Source organism: Streptodolium elevatio (assembly GCF_053592165.1).
Map to the genome: position 1 here is coordinate 132,538 of NZ_JBSFVE010000007.1, position 17,084 is coordinate 149,621.

Annotated in this window: 16 protein-coding genes; 7 read left to right on the forward strand and 9 right to left on the reverse strand. The window is 71.1% G+C overall.

Annotation, left to right across the window (positions count from 1 at the left end; genetic code table 11):
• Positions 1-35: 35 nt before the first annotated feature.
• A complete protein-coding gene (locus tag ACWD12_RS15575; RefSeq protein ID WP_358348220.1) occupies positions 36-359 on the reverse strand; it encodes a DMT family transporter in 324 nt (107 codons plus the stop codon).
• A 101-nt stretch (positions 360-460) separates the two neighbouring features.
• Complete coding sequence (locus ACWD12_RS15580) at positions 461-1,897, reverse strand: APC family permease (protein ID WP_450099958.1); 1,437 nt, start codon at positions 1,895-1,897, stop codon at positions 461-463.
• A 218-nt stretch (positions 1,898-2,115) separates the two neighbouring features.
• Here ACWD12_RS15580 and ACWD12_RS15585 point away from each other — a divergent pair, with 218 nt between their 5' ends.
• The 3 genes from ACWD12_RS15585 (at position 2,116) to ACWD12_RS15595 (ending at position 5,807) form a co-directional block, all read left to right on the forward strand.
• Positions 2,116-3,564, forward strand: coding sequence for an aldehyde dehydrogenase family protein (locus ACWD12_RS15585; protein ID WP_450099959.1), 1,449 nt, complete (start codon positions 2,116-2,118; stop codon positions 3,562-3,564).
• A gap of 193 nt (positions 3,565-3,757) precedes the next feature.
• Positions 3,758-5,182 carry an NAD(P)/FAD-dependent oxidoreductase gene (locus ACWD12_RS15590; protein ID WP_358348227.1) on the forward strand — a complete coding sequence of 475 codons (1,425 nt, stop codon included), beginning with the start codon at positions 3,758-3,760 and terminating at the stop codon, positions 5,180-5,182.
• A 94-nt stretch (positions 5,183-5,276) separates the two neighbouring features.
• A complete protein-coding gene (locus ACWD12_RS15595) occupies positions 5,277-5,807 on the forward strand; it encodes an Lrp/AsnC family transcriptional regulator (protein WP_358348229.1) in 531 nt (176 codons plus the stop codon).
• A gap of 116 nt (positions 5,808-5,923) precedes the next feature.
• On the opposite strand, the gene ACWD12_RS15600 is transcribed toward ACWD12_RS15595, so the two are convergent.
• From ACWD12_RS15600 to ACWD12_RS15615, 4 genes are all read right to left on the reverse strand, one after another.
• The gene (locus ACWD12_RS15600) at positions 5,924-8,113 is read right to left on the reverse strand and encodes an MMPL family transporter (protein WP_450099960.1); all 2,190 of its coding nucleotides are present in this window, start codon (positions 8,111-8,113) and stop codon (positions 5,924-5,926) included.
• Positions 8,114-8,276: 163 nt separating this feature from the next.
• Positions 8,277-8,942: a response regulator gene (locus ACWD12_RS15605; protein WP_450099961.1), complete on the reverse strand. Its 666-nt coding sequence runs from the start codon at positions 8,940-8,942 to the stop codon at positions 8,277-8,279.
• Entirely contained in the window at positions 8,939-10,147 is a 1,209-nt protein-coding gene (locus ACWD12_RS15610) for a sensor histidine kinase (RefSeq protein WP_450099962.1), read from the reverse strand. Before ACWD12_RS15610 ends, ACWD12_RS15605 begins: the two co-directional genes overlap by 4 nt.
• A gap of 10 nt (positions 10,148-10,157) precedes the next feature.
• Complete coding sequence (locus ACWD12_RS15615; RefSeq protein WP_450099963.1) at positions 10,158-11,810, reverse strand: MFS transporter; 1,653 nt, start codon at positions 11,808-11,810, stop codon at positions 10,158-10,160.
• Between the two features lie 170 nt (positions 11,811-11,980).
• Between ACWD12_RS15615 and ACWD12_RS15620 the strand changes: the two genes are divergently transcribed.
• Both ACWD12_RS15620 and ACWD12_RS15625 read left to right on the forward strand, forming a co-directional pair.
• Positions 11,981-12,871, forward strand: coding sequence for a TetR/AcrR family transcriptional regulator C-terminal domain-containing protein (locus ACWD12_RS15620; protein WP_450099964.1), 891 nt, complete (start codon positions 11,981-11,983; stop codon positions 12,869-12,871).
• A 91-nt stretch (positions 12,872-12,962) separates the two neighbouring features.
• On the forward strand, positions 12,963-13,418 hold the full coding sequence (locus ACWD12_RS15625; protein WP_450099965.1) for a tellurite resistance TerB family protein: 456 nt from the start codon (positions 12,963-12,965) through the stop codon (positions 13,416-13,418).
• A 45-nt stretch (positions 13,419-13,463) separates the two neighbouring features.
• On the opposite strand, the gene ACWD12_RS15630 is transcribed toward ACWD12_RS15625, so the two are convergent.
• Entirely contained in the window at positions 13,464-14,084 is a 621-nt protein-coding gene (locus tag ACWD12_RS15630; protein WP_358348248.1) for a YceI family protein, read from the reverse strand.
• A gap of 206 nt (positions 14,085-14,290) precedes the next feature.
• On the opposite strand from ACWD12_RS15630, the gene ACWD12_RS15635 reads away from it, so the two are divergent.
• The gene (locus tag ACWD12_RS15635; protein ID WP_450099966.1) at positions 14,291-15,031 is read left to right on the forward strand and encodes a GntR family transcriptional regulator; all 741 of its coding nucleotides are present in this window, start codon (positions 14,291-14,293) and stop codon (positions 15,029-15,031) included.
• 116 nt (positions 15,032-15,147) lie between these two features.
• On the opposite strand, the gene ACWD12_RS15640 is transcribed toward ACWD12_RS15635, so the two are convergent.
• A complete protein-coding gene (locus ACWD12_RS15640; protein WP_450099967.1) occupies positions 15,148-15,678 on the reverse strand; it encodes a DUF7144 family membrane protein in 531 nt (176 codons plus the stop codon).
• 450 nt (positions 15,679-16,128) lie between these two features.
• A complete protein-coding gene (gene trxA, locus ACWD12_RS15645; protein ID WP_358348257.1) occupies positions 16,129-16,584 on the reverse strand; it encodes a thioredoxin in 456 nt (151 codons plus the stop codon).
• Between the two features lie 235 nt (positions 16,585-16,819).
• Here trxA and ACWD12_RS15650 point away from each other — a divergent pair, with 235 nt between their 5' ends.
• Complete coding sequence (locus ACWD12_RS15650; RefSeq protein WP_450099968.1) at positions 16,820-17,080, forward strand: hypothetical protein; 261 nt, start codon at positions 16,820-16,822, stop codon at positions 17,078-17,080.
• Positions 17,081-17,084: the final 4 nt, after the last annotated feature.

Consider the following 17,084-nt stretch of genomic DNA (forward strand, 5'->3'; position numbering starts at 1 on the left):
TATGTGTCCCCGGCTCGTGTCCCCCGCTCGTGTCCTCAGTGCGCTCCGGCCATGTTCAGGACGACCACGCCGCCGACGATCATCGCTATGCCCAGCAGCGTCGGGAGGTTGACGGCCTGGTTCAGGAACAGGACGCCTATCACCACGATGAGCGCGGTCCCCACGCCGGACCAGATCGCGTACCCGACGCCCACGTGCAGCCCGTGCTGGAGCGCCTTGGACAGCAGGTAGAACGACGCGCCGTAGCAGGCCAGGCAGATCACGGACGGGAGCGGCCGCGAGAAGCCCTCGGTGGACTTGAGGAGGCTCGTCGCGACGACCTCGACGACGATGGCGAAGGACAGGAACACGTACGGCATGGGGCGGTTCGCTTTCGGCGGGTCAGCGGTTCAGCGGTTCAGCCATTCGGCAGTCCGACGTTCAGCGTCCGCCGGTCCGACGGAACACCGGGCTCCGCGTTTCAGCGGCGGCCGATCTGCTGCGGTTCCCGTCGGTCCTGGACCTTCGTGCGGAACAGCCAGAGTGCTACGGCCGATGCCAGGACGGCCAGGGCGATGCCGAGTTCCTTGTAGCCGCCGTACCCGGTGATCTTGAAGCCGGTGGCGCCGACCACGAGGATCACCGCGAGCAGGGCGGTGAGCAGCCACGCGAACGGTACGAAGAAGCCCGGCAGTCGGATCGGCCGTGCCAGGTCGGGCCGGTCCCGGCGCAGCATCGCGAAGCCGGAGATGGCCAGGATGTGGGTCAGGATGTAGCCGAGGTTGCCGGTGACCACGATCGCGAGCGGTGTCTCGAGGAACACCAGCGCCAGGATGTTGATCACCAGGGCGACGGTCAGCGCGCGGGCCGGGACGCCGCGCTTGTTGAGCACGCCGACCTGCTTGATCGTGGTGCCCTCCTTGCCCATGTTGTAGAGCACCCGGGAGCCGTCCGCGAGGCCGGTGATCATGATGAGCAGCAGCGACGCGATGAGGAACACGACCATCAGGTCCGCGGCCCCGCCGACCAGGTCGTTGAACGCGCCGACGTAGAAGGTCGTCGGGTCCTCCGCGATGCGCTCCTCGCCGAGGTAGCCGGACAGCGACAGCGGCAGCAGGATGAAGACGCCGAGCGAGAAGAGTACGCCGGCACGCAGCGCGCGCGAGGTGTCGCGGACGGTGTCCTTGTACTCGGGGGCGAAGGTCGCGCAGACCTCGACGCCGAAGGACGTCCACGCCATCACGTACAGCCACACCAGCGATTCGCGCAGGCCGCCCATGCCGTGCAGGTTCCAGTGCAGGCCGCTCGCGCTCCAGTCGCCGCTGAAGAACGGCACGACGAGGAACACCGCGAGCGGGACCAGCAGCATGCCGCCGGTGACGTAGACCACCCACATGGCCACGTGCAGGCCGAACATCGCGGCCGCGAAGAGCAGCAGGACGATGCCGATGCCGACCGCGACCGGGAAGGTGACGGTCGCGGGCCCGAACTCCCACGTCCAGTCCTGGCCGGAGAACCACTGGGCCTGGACGAGCGATCCGATGATGCCCGCGTACACCGACAGCGCGGTGGTCCAGGCGAACCAGTAGCCGATGCTGGCAAGCGGGCCGACCCAGGGGGCGCGGGACTTCCAGCCCTCGGTGGCGTAGTGCGCGATGCCGCCCGAGGACTCGGGGAACATCGCGGCCATCTCGGAGTAGATCCAGTTGGCTCCGGTGGCCAGGACCATGGAGATGGCCCACAGGGCGATGGCCCCCCACGCGCCCAGACCCCCGATGGACGCGCCGAGTGACGCGATGAGTGCGGCCGGCATGGCCAGGGACATGGCGAAGCCGTCGTACCAGCGCATCTTCTTGGCCAGTGCGGGCGCCTGTTCGGGCGCCGGCGGCGGCGATTGGGTGGAGATCTGGGCGGACATGTGCGTGCCCTTCGGACGAAGTGGGGTGATGGGGATCGAGGGGTCCCGTTATAAGCGCGTCAAATTGACCCTGTCAACGGTTGAGTCTGCGGAATCGTCAAATGAGACCGATCTGAGTTGCGGATTCTGAAGTATTGACAGGTTCAACTTGTTGGGTGAACTCTGAGGGGGTCTCCGCAGCCGCCCGACGCGGCCCGACCCCGTTGGAGAGGGATCCCATGAGCACCACGAGCCCCGCCCAGTACCAGCTCTTCGTCAACGGCGCCTACGTGGACGGCACCGGGCCGGACTCGTACGACGTGCACAGCCCCGCCACCGGCGAGCACGTCGGCACCATCCCGGTTCCCTCCGCCGCCGACCTCGACGCCGCCGTCAAGGCCGCCAACGACGCGCAGGCCAAGTGGGCCCGCGTCAACGTCTGGGAGCGCGCCAAGGTCTGTCACCGCATCGGCGACGAGCTGGCCAAGCGCGTCGACGAGCTCGCCCGCCTCCAGACCCTGGAGCAGGGCAAGCCGCTCGCCGAGTCGGTCGCCGACATCGAGGAAGCCGCGCAGCTGTTCCACCTGCACGCCGAGGACGCGGTACGCCTGCACGGCGAGACCATGCCGTCCACGGTCGGCAACAAGCGCATGTTCACCTTCCACGCGCCGGTCGGCACCTGGGGCATCATCACGCCCTGGAACTTCCCGCTGCTGATGCTCGCCGAGTTCGTCGCCCCGGGCCTGGCCACCGGCAACGCGCACGTCGTCAAGCCCCCGGCCAACACGCCGCTGACGGTGCTCAAGGCCATGGAGGCGTTCGTCGCCGCCGGCCTGCCCGAGGGCCTGGTCAACATCGTCGCGGGCGAGGGCGCCACCGGCGACGCGCTGGTCCGCCACGAGGGCATCGACGCGATCGGCTTCATCGGCTCGTCCGCGACCGGCGCGAAGATCCAGGCCGCCGCGGGTCTCAAGCGCTCGATCATGGAGTGCTCCGGCAACGGCCCGCTGGTCGTGCTCGCCGACGCCGACCTCGACGCCGCCGCCAAGGCCGCGGTGTACGGCGCGTACCTGTGCTCCGGCCAGGTGTGCTGCGCCACCGAGCGCGTCGTCGTCCACCAGGACGCGCACGACGGGTTCGTCGAGGCCGTGCTGCGCGCCGCCGCCGACGTCGTGCTCGGCGACCCGTTCGCCGCCACCACCAACCTGGGCCCGCTCAACAACGAGGGCGTCGCCGCCAAGATGGACCGCCACATGGCGGACGCCCGCGAGCGCGGCGCGAAGATCCTCACCGGCGGCGGCCGCCGCGGCGGCCAGCCGACCGACCTTTACTACGAGTTCACCGTCGTCGACGACGTCCCGGTCGACGCGCTGCTGTCGCGCGAGGAGTCGTTCGGCCCGGTCGTGCCGATCATCACCGGCGCCAACGACGACGAGCTGCTGCGCATCGCCAACGACGACAAGCTCGGCCTGCAGGGCGCGGTCTTCACCCGGAACATGGGCGCCGCCTTCCGGTTCATCGAGGAGATGGCGGTCGGCCAGGTCATCGTCAACGACAGCACCTGCTTCTGGGACATCAACATGCCGTTCGGCGGCGCGGGCAACCGCGGCACCGGCTGGGGCCGCATCGGCGGCAAGCACACCCTGCTCGACATGTCCGACTTGCGTACCGGCGTCATCAGCCTGTGACGCGAATCCGGGTGCGGCGTACGGAACTTCGCAGCGGTACGCCGCACCCGGGCCACTCGGGCCCGCCCGACCGGTCTCCCCCGTCCGGTCGGGCGCTTCCGAACAGGCAACCGCCGCCGCCCCGTTCGCCGCCGCACGAAGCCCGCACCCGCCGTCGCGCGGCCGCCCCGCTCCACGCAGCAAGGACCCGCCCATGAGCGTCGACACCACCACCGGACCCGCTCGCGACGCCCACCGCTCGGCACTTCGCGCCACGTCCACCGAGCCCTACTGGCTCGACCGCCCCGAGCGCCCCGACACCCTCCCCAGGCTGACCGCCGACACCACCGCCGACCTGGTCGTGGTGGGCGGCGGCTACACCGGCCTGTGGACCGCGCTCATCGCCAAGCAGCGCGAACCCGCCCGCGACGTCCTGGTGGTGGAGGCCGCGACCTGCGGGCACGCCGCCAGCGGACGCAACGGCGGCTTCTGCTCGCCGAGCCTCACGCACGGCCTCGCCAACGGCGCGACGCGCTGGCCCGACGAGATCGACACCCTCCAGCGGCTCGGCAACGCGAACCTCGACGCCTTCGAGCGCGACCTCGAAGCACACGGTGTGGACTGTGGGTTCGCCCGAACCGGCAAGGTCTCGGTGGCCGCGACGCCGTGGCAGGCCGACGCGCTGCGCGAGGCCGCCGCACTCGGCGAGCGCCACGGCGAGAAGTCCCGCCTCCTCGACCGCGACGAGCTCCGCGAGTGGGTCGACTCGCCGATGTGGTCGGCCGGGCTCTGGCAGCCCGACTACGCGCTGCTCGACCCCGCCCGGCTGGTCTGGGGGCTGCGCGCCGCGTGCCTGGAACTCGGCGTACGCATCGCCGAGAACACCGAGGTCACCGCCATCGACACCAAGCGCACCGACCGCGTCCGGCTCACCACGCCGTACGCCCGTGTCACCGCCCGCCGCGTCGCGCTCGCCACCAACATCTTCCCGCCGCTGCTCAAGCGCCTCGGCCTCAGCATGGTCCCGGTCTACGACTACGCCCTGACCACCGAGCCCCTGACGCACGATCAGCTCGCCGCCATCGGCTGGACCGGTGACCACGGGATCACCGACGCCGGCAACCAGTTCCACTACCTGCGCAAGACCGCCGACAACCGCATCCTGTGGGGCGGCTACGACGCGATCTACCCGTTCGGCGGGCGCGTGGACGAGGCGCTCACGCAGCGGCCCGCGACCTTCGACACCCTCGCGGCGCAGTTCGCCGAGACCTTCCCCGCCCTCGCCGACGTGCCCTTCTCGCATGCGTGGGGCGGCGTCATCGACTCCACCACGCGGTTCTGCATGTTCGCCGGCACCGCGGCGCAGGGACGCGTCGGGTACGCCCTCGGGTTCACCGGACTCGGCGTCGGCGCCACGCGCTTCGGCGCGGACGTGATGCTCGACATGTTGGAGGGCCGCCGCACCGAGCGGACCCGGTTGGAGATGATCCGCCGCAAGCCGCTGCCGTTCCCGCCCGAGCCGGTGCGCTACCTGGGCATCCAGGCCACCCGCTGGTCGATGGCGCGCGAGGACCTGAACGGCCGGCGGAACCTGTGGCTTCGTACCCTGGACCGGCTGGGCCTCGGCTTCGATTCCTGAGCAGTACGGCAGCCGCAGCACACCGACAGACGGGGAGACACAGGCGATCATGGGTGACCAGGACCAGACACCGCGAGAGCCCCGGAGCACCCGCATGACCGCAGGACCGCTCGACGACATCGACCGGCGCATCATCGCCATCCTCCAGGCGGACGGCCGGCGCGCGTACAGCCAGATCGCCGAAGACCTCGGCATCCCGGCCTCGTCCGTGCGCTACCGCGTGCAACGCCTGGAGGACACCGGGGTGTTGCAGATCGTCGGCATCGCCAATCCGCTGACGATCGGCTTCGACCGGCTCGCCATGATCGGCATGCGCGTGCGGCCCGGCAGCGCCCACGAGGTGTGCCGCGCGCTGCGCGAACTGCCGGAGACCTCGTACGTCGTCATGACCGCCGGGCAGTACGACATCATGGTCGAGGTGATCTGCCGGGACACCGACCACTTCACCGACCTGCTGAACCGCCGGATGCACCTGATCGACGGAGTGGTCTCCACCGACTCGTTCTTCGTGCTCGAAGTGCACAAGCTCGCGTACGGCTGGGGCGTCGGCGGCGTCGAGACCGGGCTGCTGGACGTCCCCGACGCCGGGTCGAACGGCGGCATGGACCAGCGCGCGCCGCGCTGAGCCGAGCACGCGCCGAGCACACGCAACGCGGGAAGACCCGGCAAAGCGGCGAGGCCCGCCCCCTGCGACCAAGGGGGCGGGCCTCGCCGCGTCGTGCGTCGGGAGCCGGTTCCGCGTCAGCCGCGGACCGGTGCCGCCGGCTCCCGCGGCGAACCCTCCAGCGCCACGCGGGGAAGGCACTTCGCCAGGGCCTTGGGCAGCCACCACGCCCGGTCGCCCAGCAGCTGCATCACGGCAGGCACGATCAGGCACCGGATCACCAGCGCGTCCAGCAGGATCGCCACCGCGAGGCCCAGGCCGAACTGCTGCATCATGCGGTCCGGGCTCAGCAGGAAGGCGCCGAACACCACGATCATGATCGCCGCCGCCGCGGTGATGACGCGGCCGGTCGTGGCCAGGCCCTCGCGGACCGCGTGCGCGGAGTCCTTCGTACGCTCCCACTCCTCGTGGATGCGCGACAGCAGGAACACCTCGTAGTCCATGGACAGTCCGAACACGATCGCGAAGATCATGACCGGCAGGAACGCCTCGATCGGACCGGGCTGCACACCGAACCAGCCGTGCTGGAACACCAGCGTCATGACGCCCATCGAGGCGCCGATGCTCAGCAGGTTCAGTACCGCGGCCTTGAGCGGGATGAGCACCGAGCGGAACACCAGGAGCAGCAGCAGCGAGGACAGGCCCACCACGACCGCCACGAACAGCGGCAGGCGGTCGGCGACGGTCTCGGAGAAGTCCACCTCGGCGGCCGTCGCGCCGCCGACGTACACCGCGGCGCCGGTCCGGGTCTCGAACGCGTCGAGCCCGCCGTCGCGCAGCGCCCGGACCAGGTCCTCGGTCGCCTCGTCCTGCGGGGCGCTGTCGGGGAACGCCAGCACCGTGCCCAGCACGCCGTCCCGCGAGGGCATCGGCGGGGTCGCCGCCGCGACGCCGGGGAACTCGTCGAGGGTACGCCGCAGTTCCACGCCCGTCTCGGCGCCGCCCTCGGCGACCACCACGAGTGGACCGTTGAAGCCCGGGCCGAAGCCCTCCGCCATCAGGTCGTACGCCTGCCGGCTCGTGGTGCTCTCCGCGTCGTTGCCCGCGTCCGCGAACCCGAGCCGCATGTCCAGCGCCGGCGCGCACAGCGCCAGCAGCGCGACCACCGCGACCAGCAGCGCGGCGAACGGACGCCGCTGCACCCCGGCGGCCATGCGGCGCCAACCCGCGCCCTCCGCCTTGCCCTTGCGCTCGGCCTTGGCGACCTTCTTCATCACGTTGCGGCGCAGGCGCTTGCCGAACACCGCGAGCAGCGCGGGCAGCAGGGTCAACGACGCGGCCATCGTCACCAGCACGGTCAGCGCGACCGAGAGGGCGACGCCCTGGAGCGAGCCCAGGCCGAGGGTCACCAGGCCGAGCAGCGCGATGATGACCGTGCAGCCCGCGAAGAAGACCGTGCGTCCGGCGGCGTCCAATGCGGTGCGCGTCGCGTCGGCCGGCTCGGCGCCGCGCAGCAGTTCGTGGCGGAAGCGGTAGAAGATCAGCAGCGCGTAGTCCACCCCGACACCGAGGCCGACCAGCATCATGATCGGCGGCGTGAAGTCGGCCACCGTGAAAACGTGCGACGCCATCGTGATGACGCCGATCGCGCCGCCCACCGCGAACAGCGCGGTGATCAGGGGGAGTGCGGCGGCCAGCACCGAGCCGAACAGCAGGACCAGGATCACCAGCGCGGCGAGCATGCCCGCGCCCTCGGCGGCGCCGCCGGACTCCTCCTGGGCCTCGCGCACGGCGCCCCCGCCGACCTCGACCTGCAGCGTGTCGGTCTCGGCGTTCTGCGCGATGTCGATGATCGTGCGGATGTCCTCCGCGGGGACATCCGTGGAGAGCCCCGTCAGGGTCACGGTCGCGAACCCGATGCGGCCGTCCCCGGAGACCGCGGACGGGTCGTCGAACGGCGTGCGGACGTCGGCGACTCCGGGCGAGACGCGCACCGCGTCGGCGACCTTCGTCACCGCGTCGCGGTCGGCGGCGACCCCGCGGTCCGACTTGAAGACGATCTCGACGGTGTCGCCCGCCTGCACCGCGCCGTGCTTCTCCAGGAGATCGGTGACCTCCTGCGACTCGGTGCCCGGCAGCGAGAAGTCGTTCTTCCACGCGCTGCCGACGGCCTGCGCGCCCACCGCGGTCGCCACCACGACGAGCAGCCAGACGGCGAGCGCAGCCCAGCGGCGGCGCTGCGACCAGCCGGCGAGCCGGGCGAACACGCTGCTTCGGCGGGGTGGGTCCGCCGGGGGACGGATGCTGGTGCCTTGTGTCTGCGTCATGTCCCACAGCGTGGGGTGACGGCTCGGGGCCGGGCGTCGGCCTGGGGCGGACACCCGGCGTACCCCACGGGTTGCGGTTCGGCGCGGGCGCGTACCCCCACGGTTGCGGTCCGGGCACGGCCGACGCGGCCCGCCCTGGCCGGGCGTACCGCGGGAGTCGGCGTCAGCTCAGCCAGCCCGGGCTGACCATGCCCGACTCGTACGCCAGCACCACCAACTGCGAGCGGTCCCGCACCGACAACTTCGTCATGATCCGGCTGACGTGCGTCTTCGCGGTCGCCGGGGACAGCACGAGGCGCGCCGCGATCTCGTCGTTGGTCAGCCCGCCGGCCACCAGCTCCATGACCTCGCGCTCCCGCTCGGTGAGGCCGTTGAGGCGCGGGTTCGGCTCCGGCTGCTTGACGCGCCCCGCGAACTCGGCGATCAGGCGCCGGGTGATCGACGGGCTGATCAGCGCGTCGCCGCGGGCCGCGACGCGCACCGCCTGGATCAGCTCCTCGGGCTCGGTGTCCTTCACCAGGAAGCCCGTCGCGCCCGCGCGCAACGCGCCGTAGATGTAGTCGTCGAGGTCGAACGTCGTGAGGATGACCACCCGCACGTCGGCGAGCGCCGGGTCGGCGGCGATGCGGCGGGCGGCCTCCAGCCCGTCGACGCCGGGCATCCGGATGTCCATCAGCAGCACGTCGGGCCGGTGTTCGCGGGCCAGCGCGACGGCCTGCTCGCCGTCGGAGGCCTCGCCGACGATCGTGACGTCGTCCTCGTCCTCCAGGATCGAGCGGAACCCGGCCCGTACCAAACGCTGGTCGTCGGCCAGCAGCACCCGGATCATCCGGAGATCTCCTCTGCCTCGTAGGGAAGGTACGCGCGTACCCGGAAGCCTCCGCCGGGAAGGGGGCCCGCGGTCAGTTCGCCGCCGAGCGCCCGGGCGCGCTCGCGCATGCCGCGGATGCCGTTGCCGGATCCCTCTCCCGCGGGCTCCTTGGCACGGCGAGGGGAGCCTGCCCCGTCGTCCGCCACCTCGACGCGCACCCCGGTCACGCCGTACACGACGCGCAGTACGACGGATGCGGCGGCGGCGTGCCGGGTCACGTTGGTCAACGACTCCTGCATGATGCGGAAGGCCGCGAGGTCCACTTCGACCGGGAGTTCGCGGGGCTGGCCCTCGGTCTCGGAGCGCACGTCCAGCCCGGCGAGTTCGGCGTACGCCACGAGGTCGGCCCGGCGTGCGAGCCCGGCCGCCGGCGCGGTGGGCGCGTCCTCGTCGACCTGCCGCAGCACCCCGAGGGTCGTGCGCAGTTCGCGGAGCGTCTCGCGGCTTGCCGTCTTGATGGCGCCGAGCGCCTCCTCGACCTGTGCGGGATCCTTCTTCAGCCGGTGCAGCGCGGCCCCGGCCTGCACGTTGATGAGCGAGATGTTGTGCCCGATGAGGTCGTGCAACTCGCGGGCGATGCGCAGGCGTTCCTCGGTCGCGCGGCGCAGGGCCTCCTCCTCGCGCCCGCGCTGCGCGGTCGCGAGCCGGGCCTCGGCCTCCTGGCGGTACGCCCGGCGCGTGTTGCTGGAGGCGCCGAGTGCGATGACCGCGACCACCCAGCCGGCCAGCATGAACAGCGCAGCCAGGGTGATCTCTTCGTTGCCGCCGAGGGTGCCCACGCCGACCCCGGCGACGGTGGCGGCGCCCAGGACCGTCGCCGCGGCGAGCCGCCCCCGGGCCGCGACGGCGTACAGCGCGACCATGAGCAGGGCCATCATCAGCGCCACGTCGACCGCACCGAAGACGAAGTGCGCCCCGGTGGCGACCAGCACGTACGTGCAGGCCGCGACCGGGAAGCGCTGCCCGAACCACAGCACGGCGCACGCGCTGAGGATGAGCACCCACTCGGCGAGGACCTGCCACCACGGCGGCGACTGGTTCGAGTACTGCACCGCGTACTGCACGGCGCTGATGGCGAGCGACGCGGCGAGCGCCACGAGGAGGAAGCGCTCCAGATTCCCCGAGAACCCCCGCCGCGACCCGGAACGATCACCAGCACCCATGGACGCCAGCCTAGAGGGGCGCGCTCGCCGACTCCGGTTCGCGGCCGGTCGGGGGGCGGTCGTCCAGGTCCCCGGACTGCGCGGCCGGCCCGTCGGATTCCGGCCCGGCGGACTGCCGCGACTCCACGTGCGCCTCGCCGTCCTGCCGCTTGAGCAGTGCCGCGACGAGGACGGCGGTGACCGCCATCAGGACCACGGCGACCAGCGCGATGACGCGCATCTCCTTTGCGAACGCCTCGAACGCGGCGTCCAGCAGCTCCCTGGCGGGCCCCGGCGGCAGCGTCGCGGCGGTCTCGACCGCGCCGCCCAACGTGTCGCGTGCGGACTCCAGTTGGTGTTCGCCGACGCCGGCCGGTGCGTGGTCTTGGAGGTCGCCCCGGTAGATCGCGGTGCCGATGCTGCCGAGGACGGCGATGCCGAGCGCCCCGCCGAACTCCGCCGCGGTCTCCGACATCGCGGACGCCGAACCCGCGCGCTCGGGCGGCGCGGAGCCCAGGATCAGGTCGGTGACCAGGGCGAACACCGTGCCGATGCCGAGCGCGGTGATCATGTTCGGGACCAGCAGGCCCCAGATACTGGAATCGGCCTGGATGCGGGCCAGGACGGCGTAGCCCACCGCGGCGACCACGAGGCCCAGCACGATGACGTTGGGCTTGCCGATGCGCGGCGCGAGCGCCGTGCCGATCGCGATGCCGACCGGCATCACGACGAAGGTGGGCAGCGACCACAGCGCCGCCTCCAACGGGCCCATGCCGAGAACCAGTTGGCCGAACTGTGAGGAGAACAGCCCGAAGCCGACCAGGCCCAGCATCATCAGCCAGTTCGTGGCCAGCGACACGCTGAACGTGCGGGAGCGGAACAGGCCGACGTCGATCATCGGGTGGTCGATCACCCGTTGGCGGCGTAGGAACGCGGCGCCTACGAGGAGGCCCGCGAGGCTGATGCCGAGGTACGTCCAGGAGAAGCCGTCCTCGGCGATCTTCTTGATGCCGTAGACGACGGCCACGACCGACACCAGCGAGAGCGCCGCGCCGGGGAAGTCGAAGCGGCCGGGCCGCGGGTCGCGGAACTCCGGGAGCAGCAGCGGGCCGAGCACCAGGAGCAGCAGCATCACCGGCACGTTGATCAGGAAGACCGAGCCCCACCAGAAGTGTTCGAGGAGCACGCCGCCGATCACCGGCCCGAGGACGCCGCCGCCGGCGAACCCGGCCGTCCAGATGCCGATGGCGGTCGTGCGCTGGGCGGGATCGTGGAACATGTTGCGGATCAGGGAGAGCGTCGAGGGCGCGAGCGTCGCGCCGGCGACGCCGAGCAGCGCGCGGGCGGCGATCAGGCCCGCGGGGCTGGTGGCGTACGCGGCGAGCGCGGAGGCGACGCCGAACCCGACCGCGCCCATCAGCAGCAGCTTGCGGCGGCCTATGCGGTCGCCGAGCGTGCCCATGGTGATGAGGAGCCCGGCGAGCAGGAAGCCGTAGGCGTCCATGATCCACAGGAGTTCGGAGCTGCTCGGGTCCAGGTCCGAGCTCAGGAACGGCAGCGCCATGAACAGCACCGACATGTCCATCGACACGAGCATGCAGGGGAGGACGAGGACGGCGAGGCCGATCCACTCCTTGGTGCCCGCCTTGCCGTGCACCTGCTCGGGCGGATCCGGCGTTGCCATCGAAACTCCTCGGGTACGTCGTACGCAGTGCCGCGTACACGATACGCATGGCCCGGAAGAAGTCTCAATGCATTATTTACGCGGTCTTGATGGAATATTTCGTCACGCTCGAAGCTCTGCCCGGTAGAATTTCGACACGAAGTCGAGCGTGACGAAAAGAAGGGTCGGCAATGGCTGTTTGCGCGTGGTGCGGGGAGGCGATCGCCGACGACGGCGGCCGGGGCCGCCCCCGCGACTACTGCTCGCGCTCGTGCCGGGCGAAGGCGTACCGCGCGCGCAAGGCCACGGCAGGCCGGGCGCCGGCACCGCAGACCCGGCGCGCACCGGGCGGCGGGCGTCCGGTGCCGGTCGATCCTCCCGACCACGCGGAGGGCGGCGGCCCCCACCTGTCGACCGAGCGCATCGTCGCGGCCGCCATCGCCCTCGCCGACGACGAGGGGCTGGAGAACCTGCACATGCGGCGCCTCGCGGCGTACCTCGGCGCGGGCACGATGTCCCTGTACCGCCACGTCGGCGGGCGCGACGAACTCGTCGACCTGATGGTCGAGTCTGCGATGGGCGAGGAGCCGCAGCCCGATCCGGTCCCGGCGGGTTGGCGGGCCGGGCTCGAGTACACCGCGCGGCGCGACTGGGGACTCTACCGCCGGCACCCGTGGATCCTGCAGCACGCGATGGTCGGTTCGCGCATGCGCTGGACGCGGAACGCGGCACTGGACGGCGAACGCGCGCTGGCCGCGTTCGACGGCCTCGCGGTGCCGCCCGAGGAGCAATTGCGGCTGCTGCTGATCGTGGTCGCGTTCACCCAGGGCATCGCGCTCATCCACGTCAACGACGTCGAGCTGACCCGGAAGACCGGGGTCACCGCCCAGCAGTGGTGGGATCGCGAGGGCAGCCACGTGAACCCGGAGCTGCTCGCCGACCTGCCGCGCCTTTCCTCGGCGTTCCGCAAGCCGAGGCCCTTCCAACTGGAGCTGGACCGGCAGTTCGAGGCGGGCCTGAAGGGCGTCCTCGACGGCATCGGCGCGCTTCTGGTCCGGTACGGCGCCGTACTCACGTCCTGATCGCCGTGTTCGTCTAACGTCGTGGCACCGGATGCGCCCCGGTTCGTCGGCGCGCGGCACCGGCGACACGGAAGACCTCGGGAGAGACGCCATGCCCCTCTGGGACAAGCTCAAGCAGTCCGTGCAGCAGATGCAGGCGCAGTTGACGGCACGGAAGGACAGCCTGACCAGCGAGGCGTTCCGCGACGCGAGCATGGCCATGTGCGCGCTGGTGGCCGCCGCGGACGGGACCATCGACCCGGCCGAGACCCGCCGGGTCGCGCAGTTGATCGTCGACAACGAGGCGCTGCGCGGCTTCGACAAGAACGACCTGCAGCGCCGCTTCCACGACTACATCGACGTGCTGCGGACGGACACCCGCTCCGGCAAGGCGCGGGTCGTGAAGGACATCGCCGCCGTCAAGGCCGATCCGGACGAGGCACGCGCGGTCGTCCAGATCGGCATCGTCATCGGCGGTGCGGACGGCCGCTTCGACCCGACGGAGCGAGCGGTCGTCCGCGAGGCGTGCGTCGCGCTCGGCATCGCGCGCGCCGACTTCGGCCTCTGACGCCGCGGGGCCGCGCCGCGGCGGCCCCCCGAGGTGAAGGCGGGCTCAGGCGGCCTTCACGGCGGAGATGTCGAAGCTCAGCTTGACCTTCTCGCCGATCAGCACGCCGCCGGTCTCCAGCGCGGCGTTGTACGACAGGCCCCAGTCGGTGCGGTCGATCGTCGTGCCGCCCTCGAAGCCCACGCGGTCGATGCCGTACGCGTCGGTCGCCGTGCCGGTGTACTCCAGGTCCAGGACGACCGGGCGCGTGGTGCCCTTGATCGTCAGGTCCCCGGTCATGCGGTAGCTGTCGTCGCCGAGGCGCTGTGCCGAGGTGCTGCGGAAGGTGATCTCCGGGTGCGCCTCGACGGCGAAGAAGTCGCCGGTGCGCAGGTGCTCGTCGCGCTGCGCCTGGTTGGTGTCGATGCTCGCGACCTTGATGGTGATGGCGGCGCTGGACGCGGCCGGGTCGGCGCCGTCGAGGTGCAGAAGGCCCTCGTACTCGGTGAAGGCGCCGCGCACGTTGGTGACCATCGCGTGGCGCACCGAGAAGCCGATCGTGCTGTGCGTCGTGTCGATGACGTAGTTGCCGGTCAGGTGCGCCAGGTCGGGGCCGGTGGCGACCGCGACTGCGGAGTCGGCCGAGGTGGCCGGGGACGACTTGGGGGTGCGGGAGAAGAGGCCCATGACTGAATCCTGTCCGTGATTGTTGAACGTTCAACCTGACCCCAGGACAGTACCTCGCTTTCGTTGAAATTTCAACTAGGTACGTCGTTCGGGTGAACGAACCCCGGGGCGGGCGGGACGCGGGGGAGTGGTGTGGACCTTGTGACGCTTCGTGGGCGTGAGTACCCTGGCCCGCCTGTCAGTGGTAGGTGATGGGGGGAACTCGCATGGCAGCAGCCGATCTTGCGCAGTACCGGCAATTCGCGGACCGGATCCGGCAGCGCATTCTGGCCGGGGAGTGGAAGCCCGGTTCCGCTCTCCCGCCGCCCGAGGAACTGGCCCGGGAAGGCGGGTGCGACCTCGCGGTCGCCGAGGTCGCCCTGCGGGAACTCGCGGTGGAGGGGATCGTCGAGGGCCGCATGGGAGCGGGCGTGTACTTCACCGGGCTCACGCGGCGGGCCGTCACACGCGTCATGCAGCCGGGCGGCGGCTCGGTGGCACCGGCGTTCGAGGACGGGCGGGCGACCGCGTACACCCACGAGACGACGACCGTGACCGCGGACCGCCACGTCGCGCAGCGCCTGGCGGTCGACATCGGTGCGGACGTCATGAGGACCACGTACGAATGCACGTCGGGCGGCCGCCCGTACGCGCTGATCACCAGCTGGGAGCCGCTGCACCTCACGGGCGGCACCCCGATCGTCTTCCCCGAGGAGGGTCCGCACGCGGGTAAGGGGGTGCTCGCCCGCTTCGCCGCGATCGGACTCCCGGCGATCCGGGTCAACGAGGACCTGGTCCCGCGCGGCGTCACGACCGACGAGGCCCGCCTGCTCAACGTCGCCCGAAGCGCGCTGGTGACCGTCGTCGAGCGGACCGTCTTCGGTGCGGAGCACCCGTTGGAGGCGGCCGACACGGTGCTGCCGGCCGGCGTCGTCCAGCCGCACTACATAACGCGCCCCGGCGCCTGAGGCCGACCCGCGAGCGGCCGTACGGACGACGGCGCCGGTCAGGGATTCCGGCGCCGAAACGCAGGTGGCCCCGCCCCGGGGGAGGGGCGGGGCCACCGCGACTGCTCGGCTGGGCGCTACGAGGGACCCATCTGGCTGCCGTCCGCCCCACCGCCGCGCGGGGACTGCTGCGGCGCGCCGGCCGCGTGCCGGCCTGCCGTGTCACCGGCCCGCCACTCGGCCTCCTCCGTCATCGACGTGGGTTGGCCGAGGCCCTGGGCGTCGTTCCAGCGCGCGGTCAGCGCGTACAGGACCACGATGTCCAGCGCGATGACGATGCTGGACCACACCGGGTGCGCGTCGAGGAAGCCGATCTGGCCGATGATGTTCAGCATCGCCAGGCCGACGGCGATGTACCGGGCCCAACTCGCGCCCGTCAGTAGGCCCATGCCCACCGCGAGTTGCAGCGCGGCGAAGCACAGCATGATGACGCCCCACGTGGTGTAGCTCCACACCAGGAGGTCGCCGGAATTGGTCACGAAGTAGCCGTCGCGGAACAGCGCGGTCAGACCCATCATCAGGTTGAGGATGCCGAGCGTCAGCAGCGTGAACGCCGCGAACGCCACCCATCCGGACCAGGCGTTGAACCCGCTTTTCGTGCGTGCCATGGCGTGCTCCCAAGCTGTGGCCGGGTGTGCCCAGCCTTGTTCGGCAGGCCGTTTGGCCTCCATTCCCTTTCAACGTAGTACCGTTTTGCCGTATATGCCCGTTTAGTGAAGATGCCTGCACCCGCATCGCCGCCGCCCGGACACGGCGAAGGCCCGGCACCCTGTGGGTGCCGGGCCATCTGCTTCGCCGGCGCCTGGCCGTTCCCGGAGGGCGGACCAGGGGATCTCGGACGAGTTGAGCGGGAGAAGCCCCGTCCACTTCTCGCGGACCCTGATTGCGCGGTGCACGGCCAACAAGGACCGCTACTCCGCGTCTGTCTCTTGCGGACTTCTCCCGTTCCCTCCAGTACACCTCCGCCGGCCGCCGAGTGCAAAGGGATCACTCGCCGATTCGCGTACGCGGTGCCTGCGCGGGTACGGGCGCGGGCCGCTCCCCGCGGGTCTGCGGGGTCAGGCCTCGCCCGCGTGGTCCCCGTTGACCGACTGCCCGGTGGCCTTCGCCTGCTCGGTCTGCGCCTCCGCGACCTTGCGCTTGACCTCGTCCATGTCCAGGCCTTTGGCCTGCGAGATGAGGTCGACGAGCGCGGTCTCGGGCAGCGCGCCCGGCTGCGAGTACACCATCACGTTGTCCCGGACCAGCATGATCGTGGGGATCGAGCTGATCGAGAACGCGGCCGCCAGCTCGGGCTGCGCCTCGGTGTCCACCTTCGCGAAGACGACCTCGGGCTCGTTCTCGGAGACCTTCTCGAACGTCGGGGCGAACTGCCGGCACGGTCCGCACCAAGCCGCCCAGAAATCGATCACGGTCAGTCCGTCGCCCGCGACGACCTCGTCGAAGTTCTCCTTGGTCAGTTCGACCGTGGCCATGTGCCTCTCCGTCCTGCGTGTCCGTCCTGTGTGGATCATCCTGATGGATTCCCGACGAGCTGTGGAACGACGTGGCGGCGCCGCGCATTCCGGGTGCCCTTCGGGCGCACCTCCCCACCATCGTGCCCCGATCGTCCCCGACGATGCGTCGGCGGGACGATCACATCGCACCGCGTCGCACGCCTGTCACTTGCGCACCATAGGCTGTGCCGACACCCGACACCCGACACAGCGTCACCGCTCGTGCGCCCCCGCAGCCCGAGGAGCCTCCGCCATGCGCTACACCCGCCGCAGCGTCGTCAACCTCACTCCCGCCGAGCCGGGCTGGGACCTCGAGTTGACCAGGCCTGGTGCCGACTCGGTGCTCTGCCCGGTCATCGGATGGGCCGTCGTCGTGGTGGACACCACCGCCGGCGGCGACGTCGAGACCGCGATAGAACCCGCCTTCGTCTACGAGGGCGCGATCTTCACACCGGGCGAATTCGCGCACGCTGTCGGCGAGTTGGAGTACGCCCTGATCGAGCCGGAGGACTGAGCCG